This is a genomic window from Streptomyces antioxidans, assembly GCF_000968685.2.
Lineage (GTDB): Bacteria > Actinomycetota > Actinomycetes > Streptomycetales > Streptomycetaceae > Streptomyces > Streptomyces antioxidans.
Genome location: NZ_LAKD02000101.1, coordinates 14,335 through 38,210 on the forward strand (window position 1 = coordinate 14,335; position 23,876 = coordinate 38,210).

General features: G+C 69.9%; 18 protein-coding genes. 9 read left to right on the forward strand and 9 right to left on the reverse strand.

Annotation, left to right across the window (positions count from 1 at the left end):
* Window positions 1-80 precede the first annotated feature (80 nt).
* On the forward strand, window positions 81-851 hold the full coding sequence (locus VT50_RS29665) for a protein phosphatase 2C domain-containing protein (RefSeq protein ID WP_046087336.1): 771 nt from the start codon (window positions 81-83) through the stop codon (window positions 849-851).
* A 115-nt stretch (window positions 852-966) separates the two neighbouring features.
* Here VT50_RS29665 and VT50_RS29670 read toward each other — a convergent pair whose 3' ends face one another.
* Entirely contained in the window at window positions 967-1,479 is a 513-nt protein-coding gene (locus tag VT50_RS29670) for a MarR family winged helix-turn-helix transcriptional regulator (RefSeq protein WP_046087351.1), read from the reverse strand.
* Window positions 1,480-1,698: 219 nt separating this feature from the next.
* On the opposite strand from VT50_RS29670, the gene VT50_RS29675 reads away from it, so the two are divergent.
* Window positions 1,699-2,547: a lysozyme gene (locus VT50_RS29675; RefSeq protein ID WP_046087335.1), complete on the forward strand. Its 849-nt coding sequence runs from the start codon at window positions 1,699-1,701 to the stop codon at window positions 2,545-2,547.
* A gap of 71 nt (window positions 2,548-2,618) precedes the next feature.
* Here the strand turns inward: VT50_RS29675 and lon are convergent, their stop codons facing one another.
* The gene (lon, locus tag VT50_RS29680) at window positions 2,619-5,036 is read right to left on the reverse strand and encodes an endopeptidase La (RefSeq protein WP_046087334.1); all 2,418 of its coding nucleotides are present in this window, start codon (window positions 5,034-5,036) and stop codon (window positions 2,619-2,621) included.
* A 270-nt stretch (window positions 5,037-5,306) separates the two neighbouring features.
* Between lon and VT50_RS29685 the strand changes: the two genes are divergently transcribed.
* From VT50_RS29685 to VT50_RS29700, 4 genes are all read left to right on the forward strand, one after another.
* Complete coding sequence (locus VT50_RS29685) at window positions 5,307-6,032, forward strand: spermidine synthase family protein (protein ID WP_046087333.1); 726 nt, start codon at window positions 5,307-5,309, stop codon at window positions 6,030-6,032.
* Between the two features lie 104 nt (window positions 6,033-6,136).
* Window positions 6,137-6,877, forward strand: coding sequence for a response regulator transcription factor (locus VT50_RS29690; protein ID WP_046087332.1), 741 nt, complete (start codon window positions 6,137-6,139; stop codon window positions 6,875-6,877).
* Window positions 6,874-8,196, forward strand: a complete 1,323-nt coding sequence (locus VT50_RS29695; RefSeq protein WP_078840787.1) for a sensor histidine kinase — start codon at window positions 6,874-6,876, stop codon at window positions 8,194-8,196. Before VT50_RS29690 ends, VT50_RS29695 begins: the two co-directional genes overlap by 4 nt.
* Before the next feature lie 250 nt (window positions 8,197-8,446).
* Window positions 8,447-12,322: a multifunctional oxoglutarate decarboxylase/oxoglutarate dehydrogenase thiamine pyrophosphate-binding subunit/dihydrolipoyllysine-residue succinyltransferase subunit gene (locus tag VT50_RS29700; RefSeq protein WP_046087331.1), complete on the forward strand. Its 3,876-nt coding sequence runs from the start codon at window positions 8,447-8,449 to the stop codon at window positions 12,320-12,322.
* Between the two features lie 68 nt (window positions 12,323-12,390).
* On the opposite strand, the gene fxsT is transcribed toward VT50_RS29700, so the two are convergent.
* From fxsT to VT50_RS39150, 5 genes are all read right to left on the reverse strand, one after another.
* Complete coding sequence (gene fxsT, locus VT50_RS29705) at window positions 12,391-15,663, reverse strand: FxSxx-COOH system tetratricopeptide repeat protein (protein WP_053048640.1); 3,273 nt, start codon at window positions 15,661-15,663, stop codon at window positions 12,391-12,393.
* A gap of 116 nt (window positions 15,664-15,779) precedes the next feature.
* Window positions 15,780-16,250, reverse strand: coding sequence for a MerR family transcriptional regulator (locus VT50_RS29710; protein WP_078840786.1), 471 nt, complete (start codon window positions 16,248-16,250; stop codon window positions 15,780-15,782).
* Window positions 16,251-16,312: 62 nt separating this feature from the next.
* Complete coding sequence (locus VT50_RS29715; protein ID WP_206269505.1) at window positions 16,313-16,828, reverse strand: GNAT family N-acetyltransferase; 516 nt, start codon at window positions 16,826-16,828, stop codon at window positions 16,313-16,315.
* A gap of 60 nt (window positions 16,829-16,888) precedes the next feature.
* Window positions 16,889-18,076: an asparagine synthase-related protein gene (locus VT50_RS29720; RefSeq protein WP_240529367.1), complete on the reverse strand. Its 1,188-nt coding sequence runs from the start codon at window positions 18,074-18,076 to the stop codon at window positions 16,889-16,891.
* A 449-nt stretch (window positions 18,077-18,525) separates the two neighbouring features.
* The gene (locus tag VT50_RS39150) at window positions 18,526-18,723 is read right to left on the reverse strand and encodes a hypothetical protein (protein WP_143645298.1); all 198 of its coding nucleotides are present in this window, start codon (window positions 18,721-18,723) and stop codon (window positions 18,526-18,528) included.
* A 589-nt stretch (window positions 18,724-19,312) separates the two neighbouring features.
* On the opposite strand from VT50_RS39150, the gene VT50_RS39390 reads away from it, so the two are divergent.
* Window positions 19,313-20,314, forward strand: coding sequence for an NsdA family TPR-like regulatory protein (locus VT50_RS39390; RefSeq protein ID WP_158083235.1), 1,002 nt, complete (start codon window positions 19,313-19,315; stop codon window positions 20,312-20,314).
* Here VT50_RS39390 and VT50_RS29730 read toward each other — a convergent pair.
* Entirely contained in the window at window positions 20,311-21,141 is an 831-nt protein-coding gene (locus VT50_RS29730; protein ID WP_046087328.1) for an alpha/beta hydrolase, read from the reverse strand. The two genes, VT50_RS39390 and VT50_RS29730, sit on opposite strands and share 4 nt — an antisense overlap.
* 343 nt (window positions 21,142-21,484) lie before the next feature.
* Here VT50_RS29730 and VT50_RS29735 point away from each other — a divergent pair, with 343 nt between their 5' ends.
* Both VT50_RS29735 and VT50_RS29740 read left to right on the forward strand, forming a co-directional pair.
* Window positions 21,485-22,108: a hypothetical protein gene (locus tag VT50_RS29735; RefSeq protein WP_046087327.1), complete on the forward strand. Its 624-nt coding sequence runs from the start codon at window positions 21,485-21,487 to the stop codon at window positions 22,106-22,108.
* 52 nt (window positions 22,109-22,160) lie between these two features.
* Complete coding sequence (locus VT50_RS29740) at window positions 22,161-22,922, forward strand: IS5/IS1182 family transposase (protein ID WP_046087326.1); 762 nt, start codon at window positions 22,161-22,163, stop codon at window positions 22,920-22,922.
* Window positions 22,923-22,987: 65 nt separating this feature from the next.
* Here VT50_RS29740 and VT50_RS29745 read toward each other — a convergent pair whose 3' ends face one another.
* The gene (locus tag VT50_RS29745) at window positions 22,988-23,758 is read right to left on the reverse strand and encodes an SDR family NAD(P)-dependent oxidoreductase (protein WP_046087325.1); all 771 of its coding nucleotides are present in this window, start codon (window positions 23,756-23,758) and stop codon (window positions 22,988-22,990) included.
* Window positions 23,759-23,876: the final 118 nt, after the last annotated feature.

A 23,876-nucleotide genomic window follows, 5' to 3' on the forward strand; every position in this document is an offset into this window, starting at 1 on the left:
CGGTGGATTTGGTACGGACCAAGTGCCCGGTCCGGCCCTCGCCGCCGCGGTGATCAACAGGGCTCCGGCAGACTGGGGTAATGCGCATCGAACTCGCGACCGCCGCCGGCGATCGGCACCACCCCAACGAGGACTACGCCTCGGTGGCCCTCCCGGCCTCGGGGAGCGGTGGCGCGCTGGTGGTGCTGGACGGAGTGACCCCGCCCGAGGGAGGGGACGGATGCGTCCACAGCGTGGACTGGTTCACCGCGCGGCTCGGCGGATCGCTGCTCGAACTGTCCGGTTCACGGCGGGATATGCCACTGACACAGTGCCTCTCCGAGGCGATCGCCCGAACCGCCGCCGCCCATAGTTCAACATGTGACCTTTCTCACCCCCTTACACCCCAGGCGACCGTCGTCACGGCGCGCTGGAACACCGAGCGGATCGAGCATCTGGTGCTGTCCGACTCGGTGTTGCTCATCGAGCGGACCCACGGCGGAGTGACCCCGGTCCTGGACGACCGGATCGACCGGCTGCGGGCCGAGGGCCGGCGGCTCGCCCCGCTGCGCAACGCGGCGGACGGCTTCTTCACCGCCGCCGCCGACCCCGATGTCTCCCGCAAGGCGGTCACCGGGGAGCTTCCGCGCGGCGAGGTGCGGGCGCTCGCGGCGCTCACCGACGGGGCGTCGCGCTGGGTGGAGACCTTCGGCGAGGGCGACTGGACCGAGTGCTTCGCACTGCTGCGCAAGGAGGGGCCGCAGGCGCTGATCGACCGGGTGCGGGCGGCCGAGCACGCCGATCCGGACCGTACGGCCTTCCCCCGGGGCAAGACCCATGACGACGCGGCCGTGGTCTTCGTGGAGCCCTGACGGCAGGAGCCGCCAAGAGCCGCTGGGCACCGCACTTTCCGGCGCGGGTAGCGCGGTTGCCACATCCGCGTCGCCGGATGCGCGCCGGTCGCCCATCCTGACGTGTATGAGCGCCCTACTCCTGCGCCGTGCGCGCCGTCTGACCGCGGTCGTCGGCCTCCTGCTCCGCGTTCAACCGGTGCAGGAGCCTGGCGAGTTCGGCGACCTCGCTGCGCTCCCACGCGGCGAGGCGGCGCGCGTACCGCGCCCGCCGTGCGCCCCGCACGGCGCGGAAGCGACTGCGGCCCTCCTCGGTCAACTCCACGAGGAAGGCCCGGCCGTCGGCCGGATCGGGCGCCCTGGTCACCAGGCCGAGCCCCTCGAGGGCCCGGAGCTGACGGCTCATCGTGGCCTTTCCGACCCCCACGAACCCCGCGAGCTCGGTGGCGCGCTGCGGACCGGCGTCCTCCAGCCGCATCAACAGCCCATAGGCGGCGGATTCGAGCTCCGGGTGGACCTCCCGGGCCAATTCCCCCGAAGCGGCACGGGCTCTGCGCAGGAAGACCGCCAATTCGCGCTCCAGAGCCAGGAATGCGTGGTCCACACCAATGCCGCCCGCGGCGCTACCCTCACCCCGCTCGGGGGGCAACGACCCGTTGTTGTGCACGTCAGAGCCCTCTCCGGGTTTTCACTTCGTGAAAGTTTCTACCACGCGCGGCCGTTACCGCAGCTCCACCAGTATTTCGCAGGATTAGACCAACGGCATCACACTCTCCCCCTTCCGTCACCCTATCTACGCCCGTAGCGTCAACTCTGACATGGTCATTCCAATCGGAGCTCCCCCCACCGAGGTTTCGGAGGCAACGCCATGCCCGTGCACAGACCTGGTTCGTTCCGACGCGCCCTCAGTGCGCTGATCGGCATCCTCGCCGCTCTCCTCGCCATGACCCTCGCACTGCCCGGTTCGGCGTTCGCCGCCCAGGGCCAGGGCGACAAGGCCATTCCCCATCCCGAGGACGACTGGGCGGGTTCCCAGATAGCCAAGCACGAGGGCGGATCCACGACCAGTGCGGCGCCGACGGGGCTGCTCGCCACCGTCGAGGGCGTGGACGTCAGCAGCCACCAGGGCAATGTCAGCTGGTCAACGCTGTGGAGCAGCGGCGTCCGGTTCGCCTATGTCAAGGCGACCGAGGGCACCAGCTACACCAACCCGTACTTCACCCAGCAGTACAACGGCTCGTACAACGTCGGCATGATCCGTGGCGCGTACCACTTCGCGCTGCCGAACAATTCGACCGGTGCCGCACAGGCCAACTACTTCGTCGACCACGGCGGCGGCTGGTCCAAGGACGGCAAGACCCTGCCGGGCGCGCTCGACATGGAGTACAACCCCTACGGTGCGACCTGCTACGGGCTGAGCGCCAGTGCGATGGTCAACTGGATCAAGTCCTTCACCAGCACCTACAAGTCGCGCACCGGCCGCGATCCGGTGATCTACACCTCGACCAGCTGGTGGAAGACCTGCACGGGCAACTCCGCCGCCTTCGGTGGCGTCAACCCGCTGTGGATTCCGCGCTACGGCTCGTCCGTCGGTGAGCTGCCCGCGGGCTGGGGCTTCCACACCATCTGGCAGTACACCTCCTCCGGGGCGACGGTCGGCGACCACAACAAGTTCAACGGCGCCATGGACCGGCTGCAGGCGCTCGCCAACGGCTGAGCCCCGCATAGCGCGTGGCCCGGAGCCCCGTTCGTCACAGGGCCCCGGGCCACAGCCACCGGCAGCGTCCGTCACGCCGCCACCGGAACCTCGGGGGCCGCCGCCCGGGCGGGCTCGAGGGCCAGCTCCAGCACCCGGCGGACGTCCGAGACCGGGTGGACCTCGAGCTTGTCCAGGACCTCGGCGGGGACATCGTCCAGGTCGGGCTCGTTCCGCTTGGGGATGATCACGGTGGTCACCCCAGCCCGGTGGGCCGCCAGCAGCTTCTGCTTGACGCCCCCGATGGGCAGCACCCGCCCGGTCAGGGACACCTCGCCGGTCATCGCCACCTCAGGGCGCACCTGGCGGCCGGAGAGCAGCGAGGCCAGCGCGGTGGTCATGGTGACGCCCGCGCTCGGGCCGTCCTTGGGCACCGCGCCCGCCGGGACGTGGAGGTGGACGCCGCGCTCCTTCAGGTCGCCGACCGGCAGCTCGAGCTCCGCGCCGTGCGAGCGCAGGAAGGAGAGCGCTATCTGGGCGGACTCCTTCATGACGTCGCCGAGCTGACCGGTGAGGCTCAGCCCCGCGCCGCCCGTCTCCGGGTCGGCCAGCGACGCCTCCACGAACAGCACATCGCCGCCCGCGCCGGTGACCGCGAGCCCGGTGGCCACACCGGGGACGGCGGTACGGCGCTCGGCCGGGTCCTGGGCGGACTCGGGGGTGTGGTGCGGCCGGCCGATCAGCGGGCGCAGCTCCTCCACGCCGACGGTGAAGGGCAATGCGCGCTCGCCGAGCTCGTGCTGGGCGGCCACCTTGCGCAGCAGCCGGGCGATGGACCGCTCCAGGGTCCGTACGCCCGCCTCGCGGGTGTACTCGCCCGCCAGCTTGCGCAGCGCCCCGTCGGCCACCGTGACCTCGCCCGGCTCCAGACCGGCCCGCTCCAGCTGACGGGGCAGCAGGTGGTCACGGGCGATGGTGACCTTCTCGTCCTCGGTGTAGCCGTCCAGGCGCACCAGCTCCATCCGGTCGAGCAGCGCCTCCGGGATGGCCTCCAGGACGTTGGCGGTGGCGAGGAAGACCACATCGCTCAGGTCGAGTTCGACCTCCAGGTAGTGGTCGCGGAAGGTGTGGTTCTGTGCCGGATCCAGGACCTCCAGCAGGGCCGCGGCCGGGTCGCCGCGGAAGTCGGAGCCCACCTTGTCGATCTCGTCCAGGAGGACGACGGGGTTCATCGAGCCCGCCTCCTTGATGGCCCGGACGACCCGGCCGGGCAGCGCGCCCACGTAGGTGCGCCGGTGGCCGCGGATCTCCGCCTCGTCGCGGACGCCGCCGAGCGCGACCCGGACGAACTTCCGCCCCATCGCGCGGGCGACGCTCTCGCCCAGGCTGGTCTTGCCGACGCCGGGCGGGCCCACCAGCGCGAGCACCGCGCCGCCGCGGCGGCCGCCGACGACGCCGAGGCCCCGGTCGGCGCGGCGCTTGCGCACCGCCAGGTACTCGGTGATCCGCTCCTTGACGTCCTCCAGGCCCGCGTGATCGGCGTCGAGCACGGCCTGGGCGCCCTGGATGTCGTACGCGTCCTCGGTGCGCTCCTTCCAGGGCAGCTCCAGGACGGTGTCCAGCCAGGTGCGGATCCAGCTGCCCTCGGGGCTCTGGTCGCTGGACCGCTCCAGCTTGTCGACCTCCTTCAGGGCCGCCTCGCGGACCTTGTCCGGCAGATCGGCGGCCTCGACCCGGGTGCGGTAGTCGTCGGACTCGTCCTCGGGGTCGCCATTGAGCTCGGCGAGCTCCTTACGGACGGCTTCGAGCTGGCGCCGCAGCAGGAATTCGCGCTGCTGCTTGTCGACGCCCTCCTGGACGTCCTTGGCGATCGACTCGGCCACGTCCTGTTCGGCGATGTGGTCGCTCAGCCAGGTGACGGCCAGCTTCAGCCGGGCCACCGGGTCGGTGGTCTCCAGCAGCTCGACGCGCTGGGCGACGGACAGGAAGGGGGAGTAACCGGAGTTGTCGGCGAGCTGTGAGACATCGTCGATCTGCTGCACCCGGTCCACGACCTGCCAGGCGCCGCGCTTGCGCAGCCAGCTGGTGGCCAGCGCCTTGTACTCCTTGATCAATTCGGTGACGGCACCGGGCAGGGGGTCGGGCACGATCTCCTCGACCGTGGTGCCCTCCACCCACAGGGCCGCCCCGGGGCCGGTGGTCCCGGCCCCGATGCGGACGCGGCGCACCCCGCGGATCAGTGCGCCGGGGTCCCCGTCGGAGAGCCGGCCCACCTGTTCGACGGTGCCGAGCGTGCCGATCGCGGCGTAGGTGCCGTCGACGCGCGGCACCAGCAGCACCTTCGGCTTGCCGCCCCCGCTCCCACTGGAACGTGCGGCAGCCTGGGCGGCCTCCACCGCGGCGCGTACCTCGGTATCGGAAAGGTCCAGCGGCACCACCATGCCGGGGAGCACCACCTCGTCGTCGAGAGGCAGCAAGGGCAGGGTGAGCGGTGTGGACAGCGGAGCCATGATCTCCCCTTCGGCAGGCAAGTTGAGTCATGAGGACTCAATAAGTCAATGCCCACTCAATGCGCGGAGGGGTTCAGGTGTTCCCGGGCCCTCGTTCGCTGTGAGCGAAGCCGGGCGAGGCGCCCTCGTTTCGCCGCGACCAGGGGCTCACCTGACCGTACGTCCGGCGAAACGCGCGCCGCCCCCGGGCCCCGCGAACCGGTTGGACCGGCGGGCGGAGGCGGCGCGAGGATGGCGGGGCCAGGAACCGCCCGGGAGGACCCCACACCCATGCAGCCGCAGCCGCCGTACGACCTCCACGCCGCCGACGACGACCGGCCGGTGACCGTCGACCGCCGGGAGGGCCCCTACGGGGAAGTGGTGCTGCGGCGGCGCGGCGGCGGCGACGGGAGCGGGGGCGTCTTCGAGATCATCGCCAATGGGTGCTTCCTCATGGACACCTCCGACGGCCGCTCCGAGCGGCTGCTCATCCGGGCCGCCCTCGACGCGCTGCCCGCCGGCCGCCCCTCCCCCGCCCTGCTCATCGGCGGGCTCGGCGTCGGGTTCTCCTTGGTCGAGGCGGCGGCGGAGGCCCGGTGGGGGCGGATCGCGGTGGTCGAGCGGGAGGCCGCGGTGATCGACTGGCACCGCGCGGGCCCCCTGGCGGCCGTGACCGCCGGGGCACTGGCCGATCCGCGCACCGAGATCGTCCACGCCGATCTGGTCGAGTGGCTGTGCGGGGGCCCGCGGACCTATGACGCGCTGTGCCTGGACATCGACAACGGCCCCGACTGGACCGTCACCGAGGACAACGGCGGCCTCTACTCCCCCACCGGGCTCGCGGCCTGTGCGGCGCGCCTCACTCCGGGCGGGGTGCTGGCCGTATGGTCGGCGCGGCCGTCGCCCGCGTTCGAGGAATCTCTCCGGAATGCCGGTTTCACACGGGTGCGTACGGAAGAGGTGGCCGTTGCCCGAGGTGTTCCCGACGTCGTGCATCTCGCGGTTCGGGGCGCGTAGCAAAGCCGCGTACGCTGGCTTTACGCTTGCTTGCCTACCAAACGCGGCTGAGCGATGACCAGGCGCGGGCCGCGGGTTTCACCGGAAGACGCAGGGGCGGGCGTATGGAGCAGACTCACAACGGTCACAACGGGACCGCCATGACCACCCCTGGCGCACAGCGCCGGGTCCTCGTCGTCGAGGACGATCCGACCATAGTGGACGCCATCGCCGCCCGGCTGCGGGCCGAGGGGTTCCAGGTCCAGACGGCGGGAGACGGTCCGGCGGCGGTCGACACGGCCGAGGCGTGGCAGCCCGATCTGCTCGTCCTCGACGTGATGCTGCCGGGCTTCGACGGTCTGGAGGTCTGCCGGCGGGTGCAGGCCCGGCGGCCGGTGCCGGTGCTGATGCTGACCGCGCGTGACGACGAGACCGACATGCTGGTGGGGCTCGGGGTCGGCGCCGACGACTACATGACCAAGCCGTTCTCCATGCGCGAACTGGCCGCGCGGGTGCACGTACTGCTGCGGCGGGTGGAGCGGGCGGCGCTGGCCGCGCACACCCCCCGCAGCGGGATCCTGCGCCTGGGCGAGCTGGAGATCGACCACGCCCAGCGCCGGGTGCGGGTGCGCGGTTCGGACGTCCACCTCACCCCGACCGAGTTCGACCTGCTGGTCTGCCTGGCCAACACCCCGCGCGCGGTGCTCTCGCGCGAGCAGCTGCTGGCCGAGGTGTGGGACTGGGCGGACGCCTCCGGCACCCGCACCGTGGACAGCCACATCAAGGCGCTGCGCCGGAAGATCGGCGCGGAGCGGATCCGTACGGTGCACGGCGTGGGCTACGCCCTCGAGACCCCGGCGGCATGACGAAGGCCCGCTGGGCACGCAGGGTCCCCAAGGTCCGGGCCAGCACGGCCCCCCGGGCGCGGGCGCGCGGGGGCCGGGCGCGCGGGGCTCCCCGGCTCTGGGCGGACAAGGCGCCCAGGCTCTGGCCGCGCGGGATCCCCAGGGCCTGCCGGCTGCCCGGCGCCCCCGCGGACCGGCGGGCGTGGTCCCGTGCCACCTGGACCCGGGTCTGGACGGCGCTGCGCCCCTTCGACCCGTACCGCTCGGTCAAGGCGGCGCTGGGGGCGCTGGTCGTCGGCTCGGTGATCATCACCACGCTGCTCGTCTTCGCGGCGATGCACTCCAACACCGAGCTGCGCGTCATCACCATCTTCTCGATCATCGCCTCACTGCTGATCACCCAGTTCGTGGCGAACGGACTCACGGCACCGCTGGACGAGATGACCGAGGTCACCCGGGCGATGGCCAACGGGGACTACACGCGGCGGGTGCGGGCGGCACAGCGCCGGGACGAGTTCGGCGACCTGGCGTCCGCGTTCAACCGGATGGCCGCCGACCTGGAGGCGGTGGACACCCACCGCAAGGAGCTGGTGGCCAATGTCTCGCACGAGCTGCGCACCCCGATCGCGGCGCTGCGTGCCGTGCTGGAGAACGTGGTGGACGGGGTCTCGGACGCCGATCCGGAGACCATGCGGGTCGCGCTGAAGCAGACCCAGCGGCTGGGCCGCCTGGTGGACCAGCTGCTCGACCTCTCCCGGCTCGACAACGGGGTGGTGCCGCTGTACACACGGCGGTTCGAGGTCTGGCCGTATCTGGCCGGGATCATCAAGGAAGCGAGCATGGCCAACGGGGCGGAGTCCCATTCGGGCGCGCACACCCGCAAGGACGTCCATCTCAACCTGGACGTCTCGCCGCCCGAGCTGACCGCCCACGCCGACGCCGAGCGGCTGCACCAGGTGATGGCGAACCTCATCGACAACGCGGTGAAGCACAGCCCGGCACACGGCCGGGTGACCGTGCGGGCCCGGCGCGGTGACGGCCCGGAGAGCCTGGAGCTCGAGGTGCAGGACGAGGGCCCCGGCATCCCGGAGGCGGAACGGCACCGGGTCTTCGAGCGGTTCAACCGGGGCGGGCTCTCCCCGGACGGCTCGGTGGACGGCCGGCGGCGGCCCGGGCCCGGCACCGGCAGCGACGGCGGCACCGGTCTGGGGCTGGCGATCGCGCGCTGGGCGGTGGATCTGCACGGCGGGCGGATAGGGGTGGCGGAGTCCCCGCGCGGCTGCCGGATCAAGGTCAGCCTCCCCGGACCCGCCCCCGAACCCAAACCGGGCACCCCCTGAGATCAAAGCTGAAGTAAAGTCGACCCTGTCGCGCACATACGAGCGGCAGGGGTGCACGTCTGCGCCGCCCCGCGCCCAAGGAAACGCATGAAACCCCGTGTGTTTCCCGGTGCGTCATGCGCTGAAACCCGCCAATCAATGTGACTTGCACGACGATGACCAGTGCGACCTGCACGTAAGGGTTCAAGAGGCGTAGCCTTTATTCCCGCTGTCCACCACCTTTAGGAAGCGGAAGAGGGCGGTTGCCGCCGTGTCGCCACAGTCCCCCAACACCTCGAGCGTCTCGACCGATGAACAGGACGGGCAGGGAAGTAACCCTGCCGCTGCCTTCGGCCCCAATGAGTGGCTCGTCGACGAGATCTACCAGCAGTACCTCCAGGACCCGAACTCGGTCGACCGAGCCTGGTGGGACTTCTTCGCCGACTACAAGCCGGGTCAGGACACCGGCTCCGCGGTGGCCGCGCCACCACAGGGAGTAGCCGAGAGCGCCGCCCCGGCGGCTCCGGCCAAGCCCGCCGAGACGGCGAAGCCCGCCGCCCCGGCCGCCAAGCCCGCCGAGGCCAAGCCCGCCGCCGCGGCCCCCGCCGCTGCCGCCGCTCCCGCTGCCGCGAAGCCCGCTGCGGCGCAGCCCGCGGCCCCGGCCGCCAAGGCCGCACCGGCCGCCGACGCCGCCCCCGCGGCCCCGGCCAGGCCCGCGCCCGTCAAGCCGACCCCGGCGGAGCCGACGGTCGCCAAGAAGGAGCCCGCCGCGCCGTCCGCGGGCCCCGAGCTGGTGACGCTGCGCGGCCCGTCCGCCGCCGTGGCGAAGAACATGAACGCGTCGCTGGAGCTGCCGACCGCCACCTCGGTGCGCGCCGTCCCGGTGAAGCTGCTGTTCGACAACCGCATCGTCATCAACAACCACCTCAAGCGCGCCCGCGGCGGCAAGGTGTCCTTCACGCACCTGATCGGCTACGCCATGGTGCAGGCGCTGAAGGCGATGCCCTCGATGAACCACTCGTTCACCGAGAAGGACGGCAAGCCGACCCTGGTCAAGCCCGAGCACATCAACCTCGGTCTCGCCATCGACCTGGTCAAGCCCAACGGCGACCGCCAGCTCGTGGTCGCGGCGATCAAGAAGGCCGAGACGCTCAACTTCTTCGAGTTCTGGCAGGCCTACGAGGACATCGTCCGCCGCGCCCGCGCGAACAAGCTGACGATGGAGGACTTCACCGGCGTCACCGCCTCCCTCACCAACCCCGGCGGCATCGGCACCGTCCACTCGGTGCCGCGGCTGATGCCCGGCCAGGGCCTGATCGTCGGCGTCGGCGCCATGGAGTACCCGGCCGAGTTCCAGGGCACCTCCCAGGACACCCTGAACAAGCTGGGCATCTCCAAGGTCATGACGCTGACCAGCACCTATGACCACCGGGTGATCCAGGGCGCCGCCTCCGGCGAGTTCCTGCGGATCATGAGCCAGCTGCTGCTCGGCGAGAACGACTTCTTCGACGAGATCTTCAAGGCGCTGCGCATCCCCTACGAGCCGGTCCGCTGGCTCAAGGACATCGACGTCAGCCACGACGACGATGTCACCAAGGCGGCGCGGGTCTTCGACCTGATCCACTCCTACCGGGTCCGCGGCCATGTCATGGCCGACACCGACCCGTTGGAGTACCGCCAGCGCAAGCACCCCGACCTGGACATCATCGAGCACGGGCTCACCCTGTGGGACCTGGAGCGCGAGTTCGCGGTCGGCGGCTTCGCGGGCAAGTCCATGATGAAGCTGCGCGACATCCTGGGCGTGCTGCGCGACTCGTACTGCCGCACCACCGGCATCGAGTTCATGCACATCCAGGACCCCAAGCAGCGCAAGTGGATCCAGGACCGCGTCGAGCGCAACCACGACAAGCCGGAGCGCGAGGAGCAGCTGCGCATCCTGCGGCGGCTCAACGCGGCCGAGGCGTTCGAGACCTTCCTCCAGACCAAGTACGTCGGCCAGAAGCGGTTCTCCCTGGAGGGCGGCGAGTCCGTCATCCCGCTGCTGGACGCGGTGCTGGACGCGGCCGCCGAGTCGCGCCTGGACGAGGTCGTCATCGGCATGGCCCACCGCGGCCGGCTCAACGTGCTCGCCAACATCGTCGGCAAGTCCTACGCACAGATCTTCCGCGAGTTCGAGGGCAACCTCGACCCGAAGTCCATGCACGGCTCCGGCGACGTCAAGTACCACCTGGGCGCCGAGGGCACGTTCACCGGTCTGGACGGCGAGCAGATCACGGTCTCGCTCGCCGCGAACCCCTCCCACCTGGAGGCCGTTGACCCGGTCCTGGAGGGCGTCGTCCGCGCCAAGCAGGACATCATCGGCAAGGCCGGTACGGACTTCACGGTGCTGCCCGTCGCCCTCCACGGCGACGCGGCCTTCGCGGGCCAGGGCGTCGTGGCCGAGACGCTGAACATGTCGCAGCTGCGCGGCTACCGCACCGGCGGCACCGTACACATCGTGATCAACAACCAGGTCGGCTTCACCGCCGCCCCGGCCGCGTCCCGCTCCTCGATGTACGCCACGGACGTCGCGCGCATGATCGAGGCGCCGATCTTCCACGTCAACGGCGACGACCCGGAGGCCGTCGTGCGCGTCGCGCGGCTCGCCTTCGAGTTCCGCCAGGCGTTCAACAAGGACGTGGTCATCGACCTGATCTGCTACCGCCGCCGCGGCCACAACGAGACCGACAACCCCGGCTTCACCCAGCCGCTGATGTACGACCTGATCGACAAGAAGCGCTCGGTGCGCAAGCTCTACACCGAGTCGCTGATCGGGCGCGGCGACATCACCCTGGAAGAGGCCGAGCAGGCGCTGCAGGACTTCCAGGGCCAGCTGGAGAAGGTCTTCACCGAGGTCCGCGACGCGGTCTCGGCCCCGGCCCCGGCCGAAGTGCCCGAGCCGCAGCCGGAGTTCCCGGTCTCGGTCAAGACGGCCGTCTCCCAGGAGGTCGTCAAGCGGATCGCCGAGTCCCAGGTCAACACCCCCGACCGGATCACCGTCCACCCGCGGCTGTTCCCGCAGCTCCAGCGGCGCGCGGCGATGATCGAGGACGACGCGATCGACTGGGGCATGGGCGAGACCCTGGCCATCGGCTCGCTGCTGATGGAGGGCACCCCGGTCCGGCTCGCCGGCCAGGACTCCCGCCGCGGCACCTTCGGCCAGCGCCACGCGGTGCTGGTGGACCGCGAGACCGGCGACGACTACACCCCGCTGCTGTACCTCAGCGACGACCAGGCACGGTACAACGTCTATGACTCGCTGCTCAGCGAGTACGCGGCGATGGGCTTCGAGTACGGCTACTCACTGGCCCGCCCGAACGCGCTGGTCATGTGGGAGGCGCAGTTCGGCGACTTCGTCAATGGCGCGCAGACCATCGTCGACGAGTTCATCTCCTCGGCCGAGCAGAAGTGGGGCCAGACCTCTGGTGTCACGCTGCTGCTGCCGCACGGCTACGAGGGCCAGGGCCCGGACCACTCCTCGGCCCGGATCGAGCGCTTCCTCCAGCTGTGCGCGCAGAACAACATGACGGTCGCCGCGCCGACGCTGCCGTCGAACTACTTCCACCTGCTGCGCTGGCAGGTCCACAACCCGCACCACAAGCCGCTGGTCGTCTTCACCCCGAAGTCGATGCTGCGGCTGAAGGCCGCGGCGTCGACGACGGACGAGTTCCTGTCCGGCTCGTTCCGCCCGGTGATCGGTGACGAGTCGGTCGACCCGGCCTCGGTGCGCAAGGTGGTCTTCTGCTCCGGCAAGGTCTACTACGACCTGGCCGCGGAGCGGGACAAGCGCGGTGCGAACGACACGGCGATCATCCGCCTGGAGCGGCTGTACCCGCTGCCGGGTGCGGAGTTGCAGGCCGAGATCGCCAAGTACCCGGGCGTGCAGAAGTTCGTCTGGGCGCAGGAGGAACCGGCGAACCAGGGTGCGTGGCCGTTCATCGCGCTCAACCTGATCGACCACCTGGAGCTGTCGGTCGGCGCGGACGTCCCCGCCGCCGAGCGCCTGGTCCGGGTCTCCCGCCCGCACTCGTCCTCGCCCGCGGTGGGGTCGAACAAGCGGCACCAGTCGGAGCAGGGGTCCCTGGTGAGCGAGGTCTTCGAGATCTGACGCACCCGTTGTGTACCGGAAGGCCGGGCCCCGAACGGGGCCCGGCCTTCCGGCCGTATCAGCCCGCCTCAGACCGGCAGCGGCTCGAAGTGCCAGGTGTGGCGGTGGCGGTTGCGGGCCGCCATGGTCTCGGGGTGCTCCGGCCCCAGGACGGCCGTGAGGCCGCCTAGGGCCACCTCCTCGATCACATCCGCCTCGCCGCGTCCGCCGGGGACCATCCGCAGATCCGCGGCCAGCCCGATCTGGGCCAGCAGGGTCAGCGGATGCCGTTCGCCGAGCGTCTGGGCGGCGTGCAGCGCGGTTTCGCGGCTCATGGCGCAGCCGTCCTGAGGCTGCTGGCCAGCGGCCGTGTTGAGCGCGATCCCCAGCGTCCAGGGATGGCGCTCACCCACGGCGGCGGTCATGTCCGTGAGCGCCGCCTCCAGGTACCGTGCCCGGGTCTTCGCGGGGAGCGTGAGCGCCTGGTTCGCGCGGGCCCCGATGGTGTGCGGGTGCCGATCCCCCAGGGCGGCCTGGTAACGCCTCATGGTCTCCCCGGCGACGTCCCATGCCTCGCCCCAGTCACCGTCACGCCAGAGGGCGCGGGCGGCCCCGGCCGCGATCATCAGCGTCACCGGGGCGTCCTCGCCCAGCAGGTGCCTCGCCCGCTCCCACAGGGCGTGGATGTTGAGGTCGTCCTCCCAGTCACACCTCCACAGGTGGTACTGGGCGGTCAGGGTCAGCGGATGCCCGGTGCCCAGCACCGCGCCGTGCCGATCGGCGCTGGACGCCTGGAGCGCCAGCGCCTCCTGCTGACGGCCGGAGAGCCGCAGGTCGTACGCGTGCTCCGTCTCGCAGGCCAGCGTCACCAGCGCCGTCGGGCCCAGCTCCGCCCGCGCGCCCTCCAGCGTCCGCCCGGACAGCTCCGCTGCCTCGGCGTAGGAGCCGAGCATCCGCAGCGAGTGGGCCAGGCTCCGCCGGGCGTTCCGCGCCTCCGCACCGTCCTCGGGACAGGTGACGGCACACAGGTCGCGCTGCTCGCGGGCGAGTTCATACGCCTCGTCATAGCGGCCCAGGCCCCGCAGATCCGTGCCGAGCCTGGCCATCGCGACGAGTCTGCCCGGCGCGTCGGAACCGCCCAGGCCCCTCAGCACCGACCGGTCCAGCGCCTCGGCGGCGGCGTAGTCCCCTCTCTCGCGCAGCAGCGCGGCCCGGCGCACGTCCAGTTCCCGGTAGTCGCCCGCGACTCGTTCCGCGAGCTGCCCGCCCGTCGCGTGGTCACCGCTCAGGGTCAGATAGGTGAGGAACCCGACGACCAGCCCGCGCGACGCGGCGTCCGGTGACTCCAGCGCGCCCGACAGCTCCAGGTACGGCACGAGCCGGGCGTAGCGCGGCCAGGCCGCCGGGTTGTCCGGGCGGCGCGGGTCCGCCGCGACGAGGGCGCCGCGGACGACCCTGGCGTCCTTCTCCCGCTTGTCCTCCGGCGTCCGCCGCCGCACCGCGTCCCGTACGAAGCGGCTCATCCACACCGCGTCGGTCTCCAGCGTCGACCGCCACATCACCGACCACTGGGCCAGCTTGCCGATGGCCAGCTCCAGCTGGCTGGGGTTCTCCAGGAGCGCCGCCACCGCCGGGGAGACATGCACCGGTGGAACGGCCCGCAGCAGGTCGAGCGGGACCGGGCCGGGGCCGAACAGGGCAGCCAGGCGCAGCAGTTCGGCCGCCGCCTTGGTGCTCTCCCGCACCCGGGTGATCAGGTCCTTGAAGGCGGAGTGGTACGGCATCGGGTAGTCGGCGGCGGGCCGTACCGGGTTGGGCTCGCCGTCGCTCGCCATGCGCACGTACTCGGCGACCGGGGTGGACGCGCCGTCCAGCCAGCCCGCCGTCTGGTCCAGCGCCAGTGGCAGGTCCTCGAGGGCCGCCGCCAGCCGGTCCGCGTCCTCGGGGCCGATGCGCGGCGCCCGGCGGCGTACGAAGTCGATGCTGTCCTGCCGGTTCAGCGGCGGGACGTCCAGCAGTTCGGCGTAGTGGTCGGCCCAGGCCCGGTTTTGCGAGGTGATCAGCACATGGCCGCCCCCGGCGGGCAGCAGCCCGGCGATGGCCTCCGGGTCGTCGGCGTCGTCCAGGACGATGAGCCAGCGACCGTACGGATCGCCCCGCCGCAGCGCCTCCAGGGCGGCGCGGGCCGGGTCCTGGTCCCCGGCGCCCAGGGCCCGGGCGAGCGCGCCCAGCCGTTCCGCCAGGGCGGGCGGCCCATCCACCCCGGCCCACCACACGACGTCGTACCGGGCGGCGAAGCGGTGGGCGTACTCGGCGGCGAGCTGCGTCTTGCCGATGCCCGGCAGCCCGACGAGGGCGACCACGGCGGTGTCGGCGGGGGCGGCCGCCAGCCGCTCGCGCACCTCGGCGAGCAGCTGGTCCCGCCCGGTGAACCTCGGGTTGCGGCGCGGCACACCGCCCCAGACGTCGGGGACGCGCCCGGACTCCGCCGGTGAGCCGTCGCCGGGGGCGGCGTCGCGGGTCCGTAACGCCGCCAGCTCCCGCTCCAGCCGCCGCGCCCGCTCCTCGGCCGCCGCCGCCTGCTCCTGGGCGTGCGTCAGCCGGTGCGACGCGGGCTCCCCGGACTCGGCGTCGGTCTCGGCCTTCGCCCCGGCGGCCTCCTCCTCCGCCTGCAGCTGGTGTTCCAGCGCCTCGCAGCGCTGCTCGGCCTCCAGTGCCTGGCGGCGGGCCTGGGCCAACGCCTCCTGGAGGCGGGCGACTTCCTCCCGCAGCCGGTCGCGTTCGGCCGTCACGTCCTCGCGCTCCTGGCGCAGCCGGTCCAGCTCCGCGCCGTGGGTGCCGCGATCCGCCGCCGCGACCGCGATCCGGCGCTGCTCCACCTCCATCTCGGCGATGCGCTGCTTCCGCACCAGCAACGCCTCCGACAGCGCCTCCGCCCGCACCTCGGCCTGCTGGCGCTGCCGGTCCGCGTCGGCGAGCTGGTCCCGGAGGCGCTGGAGCTCCCAGCCCACCTTGTTGGTGGCCTGCAACGCCCGGCGTTGCAGGGTGTGCACATGGGCCACCACCTCGGTGGCGGGCGGCCGCCCGGCCGCCTTGGCGGCATGGGTGAAGAGCTGGTCCACGAACTCGGCGGGCGGCACCACGGTCCCGTTGAGATAGCGGGAGACGGTCCCGGCGTCGTAGTGCAGCCGTAGGGCGAGGACCCGCAGCGACACCCCGACCGTGCCGAACAGCTCCCGCAGGCTCTCGGCCAGCGCCCGGCACTCCGGTCTCACCTGCTCGGGGATCGGCTTCAGATCCCCGATCCGCCGCGCCGCGCCCCGCTCCGGCACCAGCTCCCCGCTGACGGATCCGTCCTCCATCGGTCGCCCCTCCCCCGTTGCGGCCCACTGCAACGCGTGCGGGCTGCCGCAACACCCGAGACTCCGCACATCGTGAAACGTACCCCCGGCGCCCTCGCCGGTTTCACGAAAGCAGGTCAAAGATGCCCAACCGCCGCCGCCCGGCCCTCCTCACCCTCACCGCCGCCGCACTCGGCGGCGCCGTACGCGCGCTGGTCTCCTGGCTGCTCAGCCAGACGCACTGACCGCGCTTTCCGGTCGCCGGAGGCGGCGGCCAGCAGCCCGGCGAGCTCGTCGCGCACCCGCGCGAGGGAGGCGATCCGGTCGTCCAGCACGCCCAGGCGGCGACGCCCGATGTCCAGCATGGCCTCGGCGGGTCGACTGCTCGGCACATCGCGGTCCAGGCAGGCGCCGAAGTGCTCGATGTCCTCGAGCGTGAGCCCGGCGTCCAGCAGATAGCGGATGTTGGCCACCCGCCGGACCGCCCGCTCGTCGTACATCCGGTAGCCGTTGACCGCGCGTCCGGAGCTCAGCAGCCCCCGCTCCTCATAAAAGCGCAAGGCCCTGGTGCTGGTGCCGGTGGCCTTCGCCAACTCCCCTATCCGCATGCGGCGACACTACGTGTTCTGGAACCCAGTGGCTGGTCATTGAGGGGGCCTTCGGGGAGCGGCTACAGGGCCTGGAACTTCTCTTCGAGATCAGCGATGCGCTCGGCCCGTCGGCCCATCAGGTAGACCCGGCCATTCGTGCGCCGCACCTCGTGCACCAGACTGAAGCCCTGGGTCTCGTTGTACCTCACCAATTCGGGGAAGTTGCAGCCACGACGGACCCATGCCTTCCCCTCCCGGGCGGCCCGGTCCACGGCCCACAGTCCCATGACGGTTCCCGGCTTCTTCGCACGGTGCGCGGGGTCGGTGACGGTCGAGTAGAGGTAGTGGGCCGACTCGTTCAGCTCGTCTTGCGTCCAGCCCCAAGGCGGGGCCTGTTCCTGCACGGTGGTGCACCCGACGACCTGTCCGCCGTCCTCGGCGAGAACCCACACATCACCGTCGGAGTTCGCTGCCTGCCGTGCGAGTTCGGTGGCGTTCTCCCGCCAGCTCGGATGCCCTCGTTCCTCCAGCCACGCGGAGCGGGCGAGGATCATGTTCTCTACGGCAGGGATGTCCTCCGCCGTGGCCGGGCGCATTGCGAACACCGTGTCTCCTGAGGTCGGTCGGCGGTAAACCGGTGTGGTCACCCGCATGGTTTACAGGAAGGCTTGTGCGGCGAAGTGCAGGTCCAGCACTTCGAGGAGCTGTGCGTCACCGTCTTCGCGGTAGGGCTCTTCGGCCAGCCGTCGCACGGCCAGGCGCAGGCCATCGGGGTCGACGAGTTGTTCATCGAAGAGTGGGGAACCGTCGATGAGCATCCGGGCGAACAGCTGTTGGCCGTACCTGGTCAGTGAGTGTTGGACGACTTCCGCGAAAGACTCCCGCACGCGGGACTCGGTGACGTCCGGACTCAGCCCAAGTGAGGCGAGGCGTCGCCGCTGAAGCTGCTTGAGCTCGCGCCAGTGCATGGGAAGCCACTCGCCGAGCTGGACCATGCCGGGGCCGGCGAAGGGGTGCAGGGGCCAGATGCCAGCTCGCATCAGCACGGGGGCCGTGGTCTCCAGAGACAGCAAGGTCATGCTGTTGACTGCGGCGGGCGGTGCAATGCCGTCGTCGGCGTACTCGATCGCCGCTCGTGCTCGTTGGCCGATCCACGGAAGCGCGTCGCTGATCTCGCCCATGGACTTGTGCGCGTACTCGTCCTGCGAGAGGGCCACCATCTCGTCCCCGCCGAGTCCCGTCACGACCACGCGGGCCCCGTGCTCGGCCAGTACCTCGGTCAGTTCGGTGAATGGGCGGTGCAAGGGCTCCTCATACGGGCTGATGCGCTCGCCCCGGACACGCGCGCAGTCGGCCGACAGCGGGGCGTGCTCCACGGCGTCGATCAGGTAATCCGGCTCGGCGAACGGGAGGGTGTTGAGGATTTCGGTACGCCGCCGGATCTGGTGAGCACGCCCGTGGCCGCCGATGAGGAGGGCGGCCGTGGGGAACCGGTTCGGGTAGCGCTCCGCGAGACGGGTGCCCACGGTGCCGGAATCGAACCCGCCCGTCAGGTGAAGCATGGTCTTCACGGAGTCGAGCGGCCGGAGGTCGAGGGCATCGTCCATTGCGTTGACGAAGGCGCCGAGCACATCGGCAGCTGGCTTGAGTTCACGCGGGCCACTGTGCAAGGCGGGTTCGGGGTAGTGCAGGTACAGGTGACCGCCGAAGACAGCCGTCGTGCGCTCGGTCACTCGGTGAATGCCTCGGAAGACGGTCTCGGTGCTGTACCGGGGCCGGTAGACCAGCAGCCGTGCGACTTCGCGAGGGCTCAGCCCGACGGCGTGTTCGGCGAGGTCGGCCATGTCCCACGACCCGTGCAGGCTCGTACGGTCATGCGATACGTAGAGCGGTGCGATGCCTCCGGGCCCTGAGGTGACGCGGCAGGGGTCACCGGGGGCGGTCTCCACAAGCACGTAGTCCGTGGGCCACTGTTCGGCCAGCGTACGGGCCTTGTCGAAGTCTCCCGGGGGGAGTTTGCGGGGGCTCGGATCGGTGGTTTCCCGGCCTGTGACGCGTTCACGGACGACGAGGAGAGTGCGGCTCCCGTCCGTGACGGCGACCTGTTCGAGCATCGGGTGGGCGTATGGCGTGATCTCGCTCGTTCTGTCGGCCGTGACGTAGCTGCTGTCATCCCACGTCCATTCCGTGCTTGCGTACGGGGTGAGGCGTATCTTGATCAAGTGTGCTCTCCCTTCCGATGGGCCCGAGAGGGCGGTGAGACCGCACCCCTCGGGCGTTGAGACCGACAGACTCAGGTGGCGGTGGTGTCGTACGTCTTGGCACCGTCCGACGAACCCGAGGTCTTCTTGTACTCGTGGGTCTCAGCCGGTGACTGAACCCGGCGCTGCACCGTGGTCGTGAACAGACCCTCGAAGCGACGAGCGCGCTTCGGCGGGGGTGTGAACTCCTCCACCTTTTCCTCCTTGTGCTCTGCCTTGTGCTCTGCCAACGCGAGGACTTCCCGGCGCCGCCGTGCACTTGCTGCTCCGCCCGGCCATCAACGGCGAGATGCGCTCCACGTCATGAGCTTCCGGCCCACGGGAACCTTCGGGGAACAGCGAACGGGGAACCCTGCAAGCCCATTTGGGGAACCCCGTTTCCGCCCAGTTTGGGGAGCCCTGCTCCCGGGCCGGGGATACCCTGGGACCGATCACCGCCGTTGCTGCGAGGTGGCTCATGGGCGAACGCGAGACCTGGCGAAGCGGCTACCCGCTGACGATCCCGGACGCGCTCTTACAGAGCGAGGCCATGCAGCGGGCCTGCACCACCCGCAACTTCCGGGAAATCTTTCGCCTCGTCAACAGACGAACGGGCTCTAGCCACGCGGTAATTGCGTCGGCGGTCGGAAAGATGACCAGTGCTCGGGTCAGTGACATCATCCGAGGCGTCAGGGGAATTCGCGGAGAACAGGTAATCGAACGAGTTGCGGATGGCTTCGGCATTCCTGGCAAAATGCTGGGCCTGCCCCTCGCCCTTGGGAGGGTCCCCCCGAAGGTACCCCAGAAGGGGATACCACCCCGTCTGCGGAACACGAGATTATGAGTCTGCTCAACCGACGCACACTCCTCAAGAGTGGATTTGCCGTTACGGCTCTGAGGGGGGCGAGCCTTGAAGATATCCAGCGTGTGACAGCCGCTTTGACTGATGCTTGCCGCTATTTCGACGGAACGATGGTTGAGTATTTCCGCAGTCAACTCGAAACGGCGAAATGCGACGATGGCAGGCTTGGCGCACAGAAAACCCTGCCGGTGGTCCTGGGGCTGCTGGGTGTCATTGAGCAGCAAGCCCGGGATGTGAAGCCCGTCATTCGGCGGGAGTTGCTGTCGGTTGGCGCAGATGGCGCGGAATTCGCTGGATGGCTGTATCGAGATGCCCACCAACCGGGCATTGCTGTTTTCTGGTACGACCGAGCTATGGAATGGGCTCAAGAAGCTGACGATCCAGCCATGCAAGGGTATATGCTGCTGAAGAAATCCCAAATGGCCTATGACGATCGGGACGCAGTGCGAATGCTGACGCTGGCACAGGCGGGGCAACATCAGAGGTGGCAGCTCCCTACCCGCGTACAAGCAGAGTTGCTGCAGCAGGAAGCGCTTGGGTGCGCCATGCTCGGAGAACCGCTCACCCTGATTGAGCAGAAACTCGATACTGCCCGCGAACTGCTTACACGCGCCGCCAAGGGGGAACCGAGCGGCCTTGGCGCGTACTTCAACGAGCATACGTTGCTGCTCCGGAACGCGGTGAGTTATACCGAGGCTGGCAAGCCGGGTATCGCCGCCGATCTGTTCGGTGAAATCATTTCGGCTGGTACGCTCTCGCGCCGCGACACGGGATTCTTCAATGCCCGGAGGGCGGCGGCATTGGCGCTGAGCGGCGAGCCGGACGAGGCGGCCGAGGTTGGTACCGCTTCCGCCGAAGTGGCCCTCGCTGTGCAGTCGGAACGCACCATGAGGGTATTGGGTGAAGTACTACAGGCGTTGAGCCATTGGCGCGGTCGGCCTGCCGTACGGAAGTTCGGTGAAGCGCTCCGTGCTGTCTAGCCCTGCGAGGAGTCGGCGATTAGCCATTCGCACACGGTATGGATGACGTACCTCTGCCATTCCTGGCTCTGAGGATCCACATACTGCGGATCGTTATGTACGGCGAAACCGTGCTGCGCCCCTTCAACCTCGATGATTTCACAAGGGGCTCTGAACTTCTGCGCGGCAGTCCGTGACATGTCAATAGGAACGAATGTGTCTTCGGTTCCGTGCACGATCAGGGTCGGAACCCGCACCTCGTCAAGTACCTCATGCGGATGAAACCAGAACACCTCGTTGAGCAAAGGCCGCCCATGCCTCAGTGTCGGCGTGAATTGGATGAACCCTTGCTCGGTGAGTCGTTGCGCCGCCTCTTCGCTGATTGAATCATTGACCCAATAGGCTCGCGTGTCGATGGTGCGCCATTTGTAATCCAGCTGAGGATTAAACAGTACCAGTCGGGAAAGATCCGCCGAGCGCTTAGCGGCATAGTATGCGCAGATGCCGCCGCCGAAGCTAGCACCCAACAACGTGACTTCCCGAGCGCTGGCGGCTTCGCGGGTATAGGTGATGGCCGCACGAATATCATTCAGGACCGTGGCCAGGGTCAGCTCTTCCTGTCGACCCTCACTTTCGCCGTGACCGCGCATATCGAACCGAAAAGATGCCACACCACTCTCGGCCATTCCAGCGGCCAGGCGCGTGAAGAATCCGCCCTCTTCCCGAGTGACGCCACCGCCGTGGACAAGCACGACAGCGGCCGAGGCTGGCGTATCGGGGCGCACGAGTGTGCCAGCCAGGCGTAGACCATCGAGCGTCCGAAGCGTCACGCTGTCAGATGTAGGCATAGCGCGAGCTTAGCGCTGAGGTATCGAGCAAGGCGACACCGCATAGCCCCGGACTTGTCATCCGGGGCTGTAGTTGATGGAGCGCTGACGGAATGGAGTTCCTTGACTGCGCAAATCTTCGGCTTTCGCCTCTTCCGCTCCGTGTGACCAATGTAGCGTCCCGGCATTGTCGATCACTCCAGAACTACCCGTCTCAAGCATCGGGAAGGGCAGGGAGGGGAAAGGCCCGCCGCAGGCGGCACGGTCCGCCAGGCGCCACCTAAGGGTTGTCCCGTAACTGTGCGGCGCCCTCTTGCTGATCCCCGGATCGGATCGTGTCAGTGGCTGGTGACAGGATCGAGGGGTGCTGATCAAGGGATATGACGTCGGCCCGCTGGTGCCGGGCGAGTCACTGCTGGTCCACCCGGGTTTCTGGTCGAACTACCTCTTGGCGATGTGTAGCGATGGCGGTTGTATCGAGCGCCCGGTCCCGGGGTGGTTTGGTGAGGACGGCGCCGATGCCGACGCCATGTCCGAGGTCCTCTTCGATCCTGAACGCTGGCCAGTGTTCAGGGTGCCGGCGCAAGACGGCCCCGGAGCCGTGGTGATCTACCGCAACCTGGATGGCGACTACGGCACCGACTACCTCCTCACCCATCCGGGCAGAAGCTCCGTCGAACAGATCGCCAGCTGGGACGGAGATTTCTCGGGTGGCGGGCTGACGTGGCACGAACTGATCCGAATCGCTGACAGCCCGTCCCTTGCGGCCGAAGGCGTCCAGGACACGGCCGCCCGCTTCCTGCTACTGCTTCCCCTCCTCACCGACCCGGACGTGCCGGAAACAGCGTCGGCAAGCCTTATTGCCACCCTGACCGCAGTCGGCGCGCCGCAAGACACCGTCTCCATCGCGGCGGGGCACCTGCTGACCCACCTAACGCGGAGATCCCGACACGACCCCACGTGGGCGTCTCCGCTGAGTGGCAGCTGAGAGGGGGGCCGAGCCGCCAGTCACCTCATGGAACGATCTTGGTAGGGCTGGTGTGATCACGGCGTCGGAGCCGTCCTGGATAGCCCCGTTCACCGGGCTGAGCCCGCGGCAATTCGGGAAGCTGGTGACGGTGCTGCGGCACCAGGGTGCGGACGCTGTCCGCAGAGGCCGGCCGTGGAGCCTTCCGCTGGAGGACCGTGCCCTGCTGGTCGCGGCCTACTGGCGCACGAACCTGACCATGCGGCAACTCGCCCCGCTGTTCGGGGTGTCGAAGTCGGCGGCCGACCGGATCATCGACCATCTCGGGCCGATGCTCGCGCTCCAGCCCCGCAAGCGGTTCGCGAAAGACGCTGTGCTCATCGTGGACGGCACCCTGGTGCCCACCCGGGACCACACCATCGCCGAGCGGTCGAAGAACTATCGGTACTCCACCAACCACCAGGTCGTCATCGACGCCGACACCCGCCTGGTCGTCGTGGTCGGCCGGCCGCTCGCCGGGAGCCGAAACGACTGCAAGGCGTGGGAGGAGTCCGGCGCCAAGGCCGCCGTCGGCGACACGCTGACGATCGCCGACGGCGGCTACCCGGGCACGGGACTCGTCATCCCGCATCGCCGCAAGCGCGGGCAGAGCGAACTCCCGGACTGGAAAGAGGAGCACAACAAGTCCCACAAGCAGGTCCGGGCCCGCGTCGAGCACGTCTTCGCCCGCATGAAGACCTGGAAGATCCTCCGCGACTGCCGCCTCAAAGGCGACGGCGTCCACCACGCCATGCTCGGCATCGCCCGGATGCACAACTTCGCCCTCGCCGGATAGGCAAGCGGGCCGCACCGCGGCCCACCACGCCCGAGGCGACCCGAAGATCATTTACGGGACAACTCTTAGCCGACCAACGCCCCACCGTCCACCGGCAGTACGACCCCCGTCGCGTAGGCCGCCTCGTGCCGCGCAAGCTGGGTTATCCAGAAGGCGACCTCCTCCGCCCGGCCGAGCCGCCCCAGCGGCACATGCTCGATCAGGGCCGCCCGCCGGGCCTCGATCTGCTCGGCGTCGAGCCCCTGGTGATGCCCGATCCCGGTGGCGATGGGACCGGGAGCCACACCCACCACCCGCACCCCTCGTGGCGCGAGTTGCACGGCCCAGCTGCGGGTCAGCGTGTCCAGGGCCGCCTTCAGCGCGGCGTACAGCTCACCGCCGGGCATCGGCCAGCCGCGCTGGCCGATCGCCGTACTGACGTTGATCACGACACCCGCGCTCTCGCTCAGCTGAGGGGCCGCGGCCTGGGTGAGGTACATCGGGGCGAGCAGATTGACGGCCAGCATCTCCTCGACGGCTTCCCGCCGGATGTCCCCGAGCGGTGTCCGCCGGACCACGGCGGCGTTGTTGACCAGCACATCGACGCGGCCGAACGCCTCCATCGCGGTGTTCACGATCAACTCGGCGGCGCCGGGGGCCGCGACGTCGGCCACCAGTGGCCGGATGCCCGGGGCGTCGGCGGCCGTCTCGGCGAGCCGGGCCGCCGTACGGCCGACCACCAGGACCTGGGCGCCCTGCTCTGCGAAGGTGCGCGCGGTGGCCCGCCCGATCCCCGTGCCCCCACCCGTGACGATCACTGCTCTGCCGGAAAAGTGCGCTGCTGTCATGTCGGTCATGTCGATGCACCGTAAACATTGACGCCCGCGTCAACGTCAACCCAGCGGTCCTCGGGTCGCTCACCGGGGTGTGGAGCCGCATATCCTGGGCGGGTTGATCCACACCACCCTTCCGGAG

Coding starts and splice junctions, on each gene's coding strand:
- VT50_RS29665 (WP_046087336.1), top strand. CDS start 81: ATGCGCATCGAACTCGCGACCGCCGCCGGCGATCGGCACCACCCCAAC.
- VT50_RS29675 (WP_046087335.1), top strand. CDS start 1,699: ATGCCCGTGCACAGACCTGGTTCGTTCCGACGCGCCCTCAGTGCGCTG.
- lon (WP_046087334.1), bottom strand. CDS start 5,036: ATGGCTCCGCTGTCCACACCGCTCACCCTGCCCTTGCTGCCTCTCGAC.
- VT50_RS29685 (WP_046087333.1), top strand. CDS start 5,307: ATGCAGCCGCAGCCGCCGTACGACCTCCACGCCGCCGACGACGACCGG.
- VT50_RS29690 (WP_046087332.1), top strand. CDS start 6,137: ATGGAGCAGACTCACAACGGTCACAACGGGACCGCCATGACCACCCCT.
- VT50_RS29695 (WP_078840787.1), top strand. CDS start 6,874: ATGACGAAGGCCCGCTGGGCACGCAGGGTCCCCAAGGTCCGGGCCAGC.
- fxsT (WP_053048640.1), bottom strand. CDS start 15,663: ATGGAGGACGGATCCGTCAGCGGGGAGCTGGTGCCGGAGCGGGGCGCG.
- VT50_RS29710 (WP_078840786.1), bottom strand. CDS start 16,250: ATGCGGATAGGGGAGTTGGCGAAGGCCACCGGCACCAGCACCAGGGCC.
- VT50_RS29715 (WP_206269505.1), bottom strand. CDS start 16,828: ATGCGCCCGGCCACGGCGGAGGACATCCCTGCCGTAGAGAACATGATC.
- VT50_RS29720 (WP_240529367.1), bottom strand. CDS start 18,076: ATGGCCGACCTCGCCGAACACGCCGTCGGGCTGAGCCCTCGCGAAGTC.
- VT50_RS39390 (WP_158083235.1), top strand. CDS start 19,313: ATGAGTCTGCTCAACCGACGCACACTCCTCAAGAGTGGATTTGCCGTT.
- VT50_RS29730 (WP_046087328.1), bottom strand. CDS start 21,141: ATGCCTACATCTGACAGCGTGACGCTTCGGACGCTCGATGGTCTACGC.
- VT50_RS29745 (WP_046087325.1), bottom strand. CDS start 23,758: ATGACCGACATGACAGCAGCGCACTTTTCCGGCAGAGCAGTGATCGTC.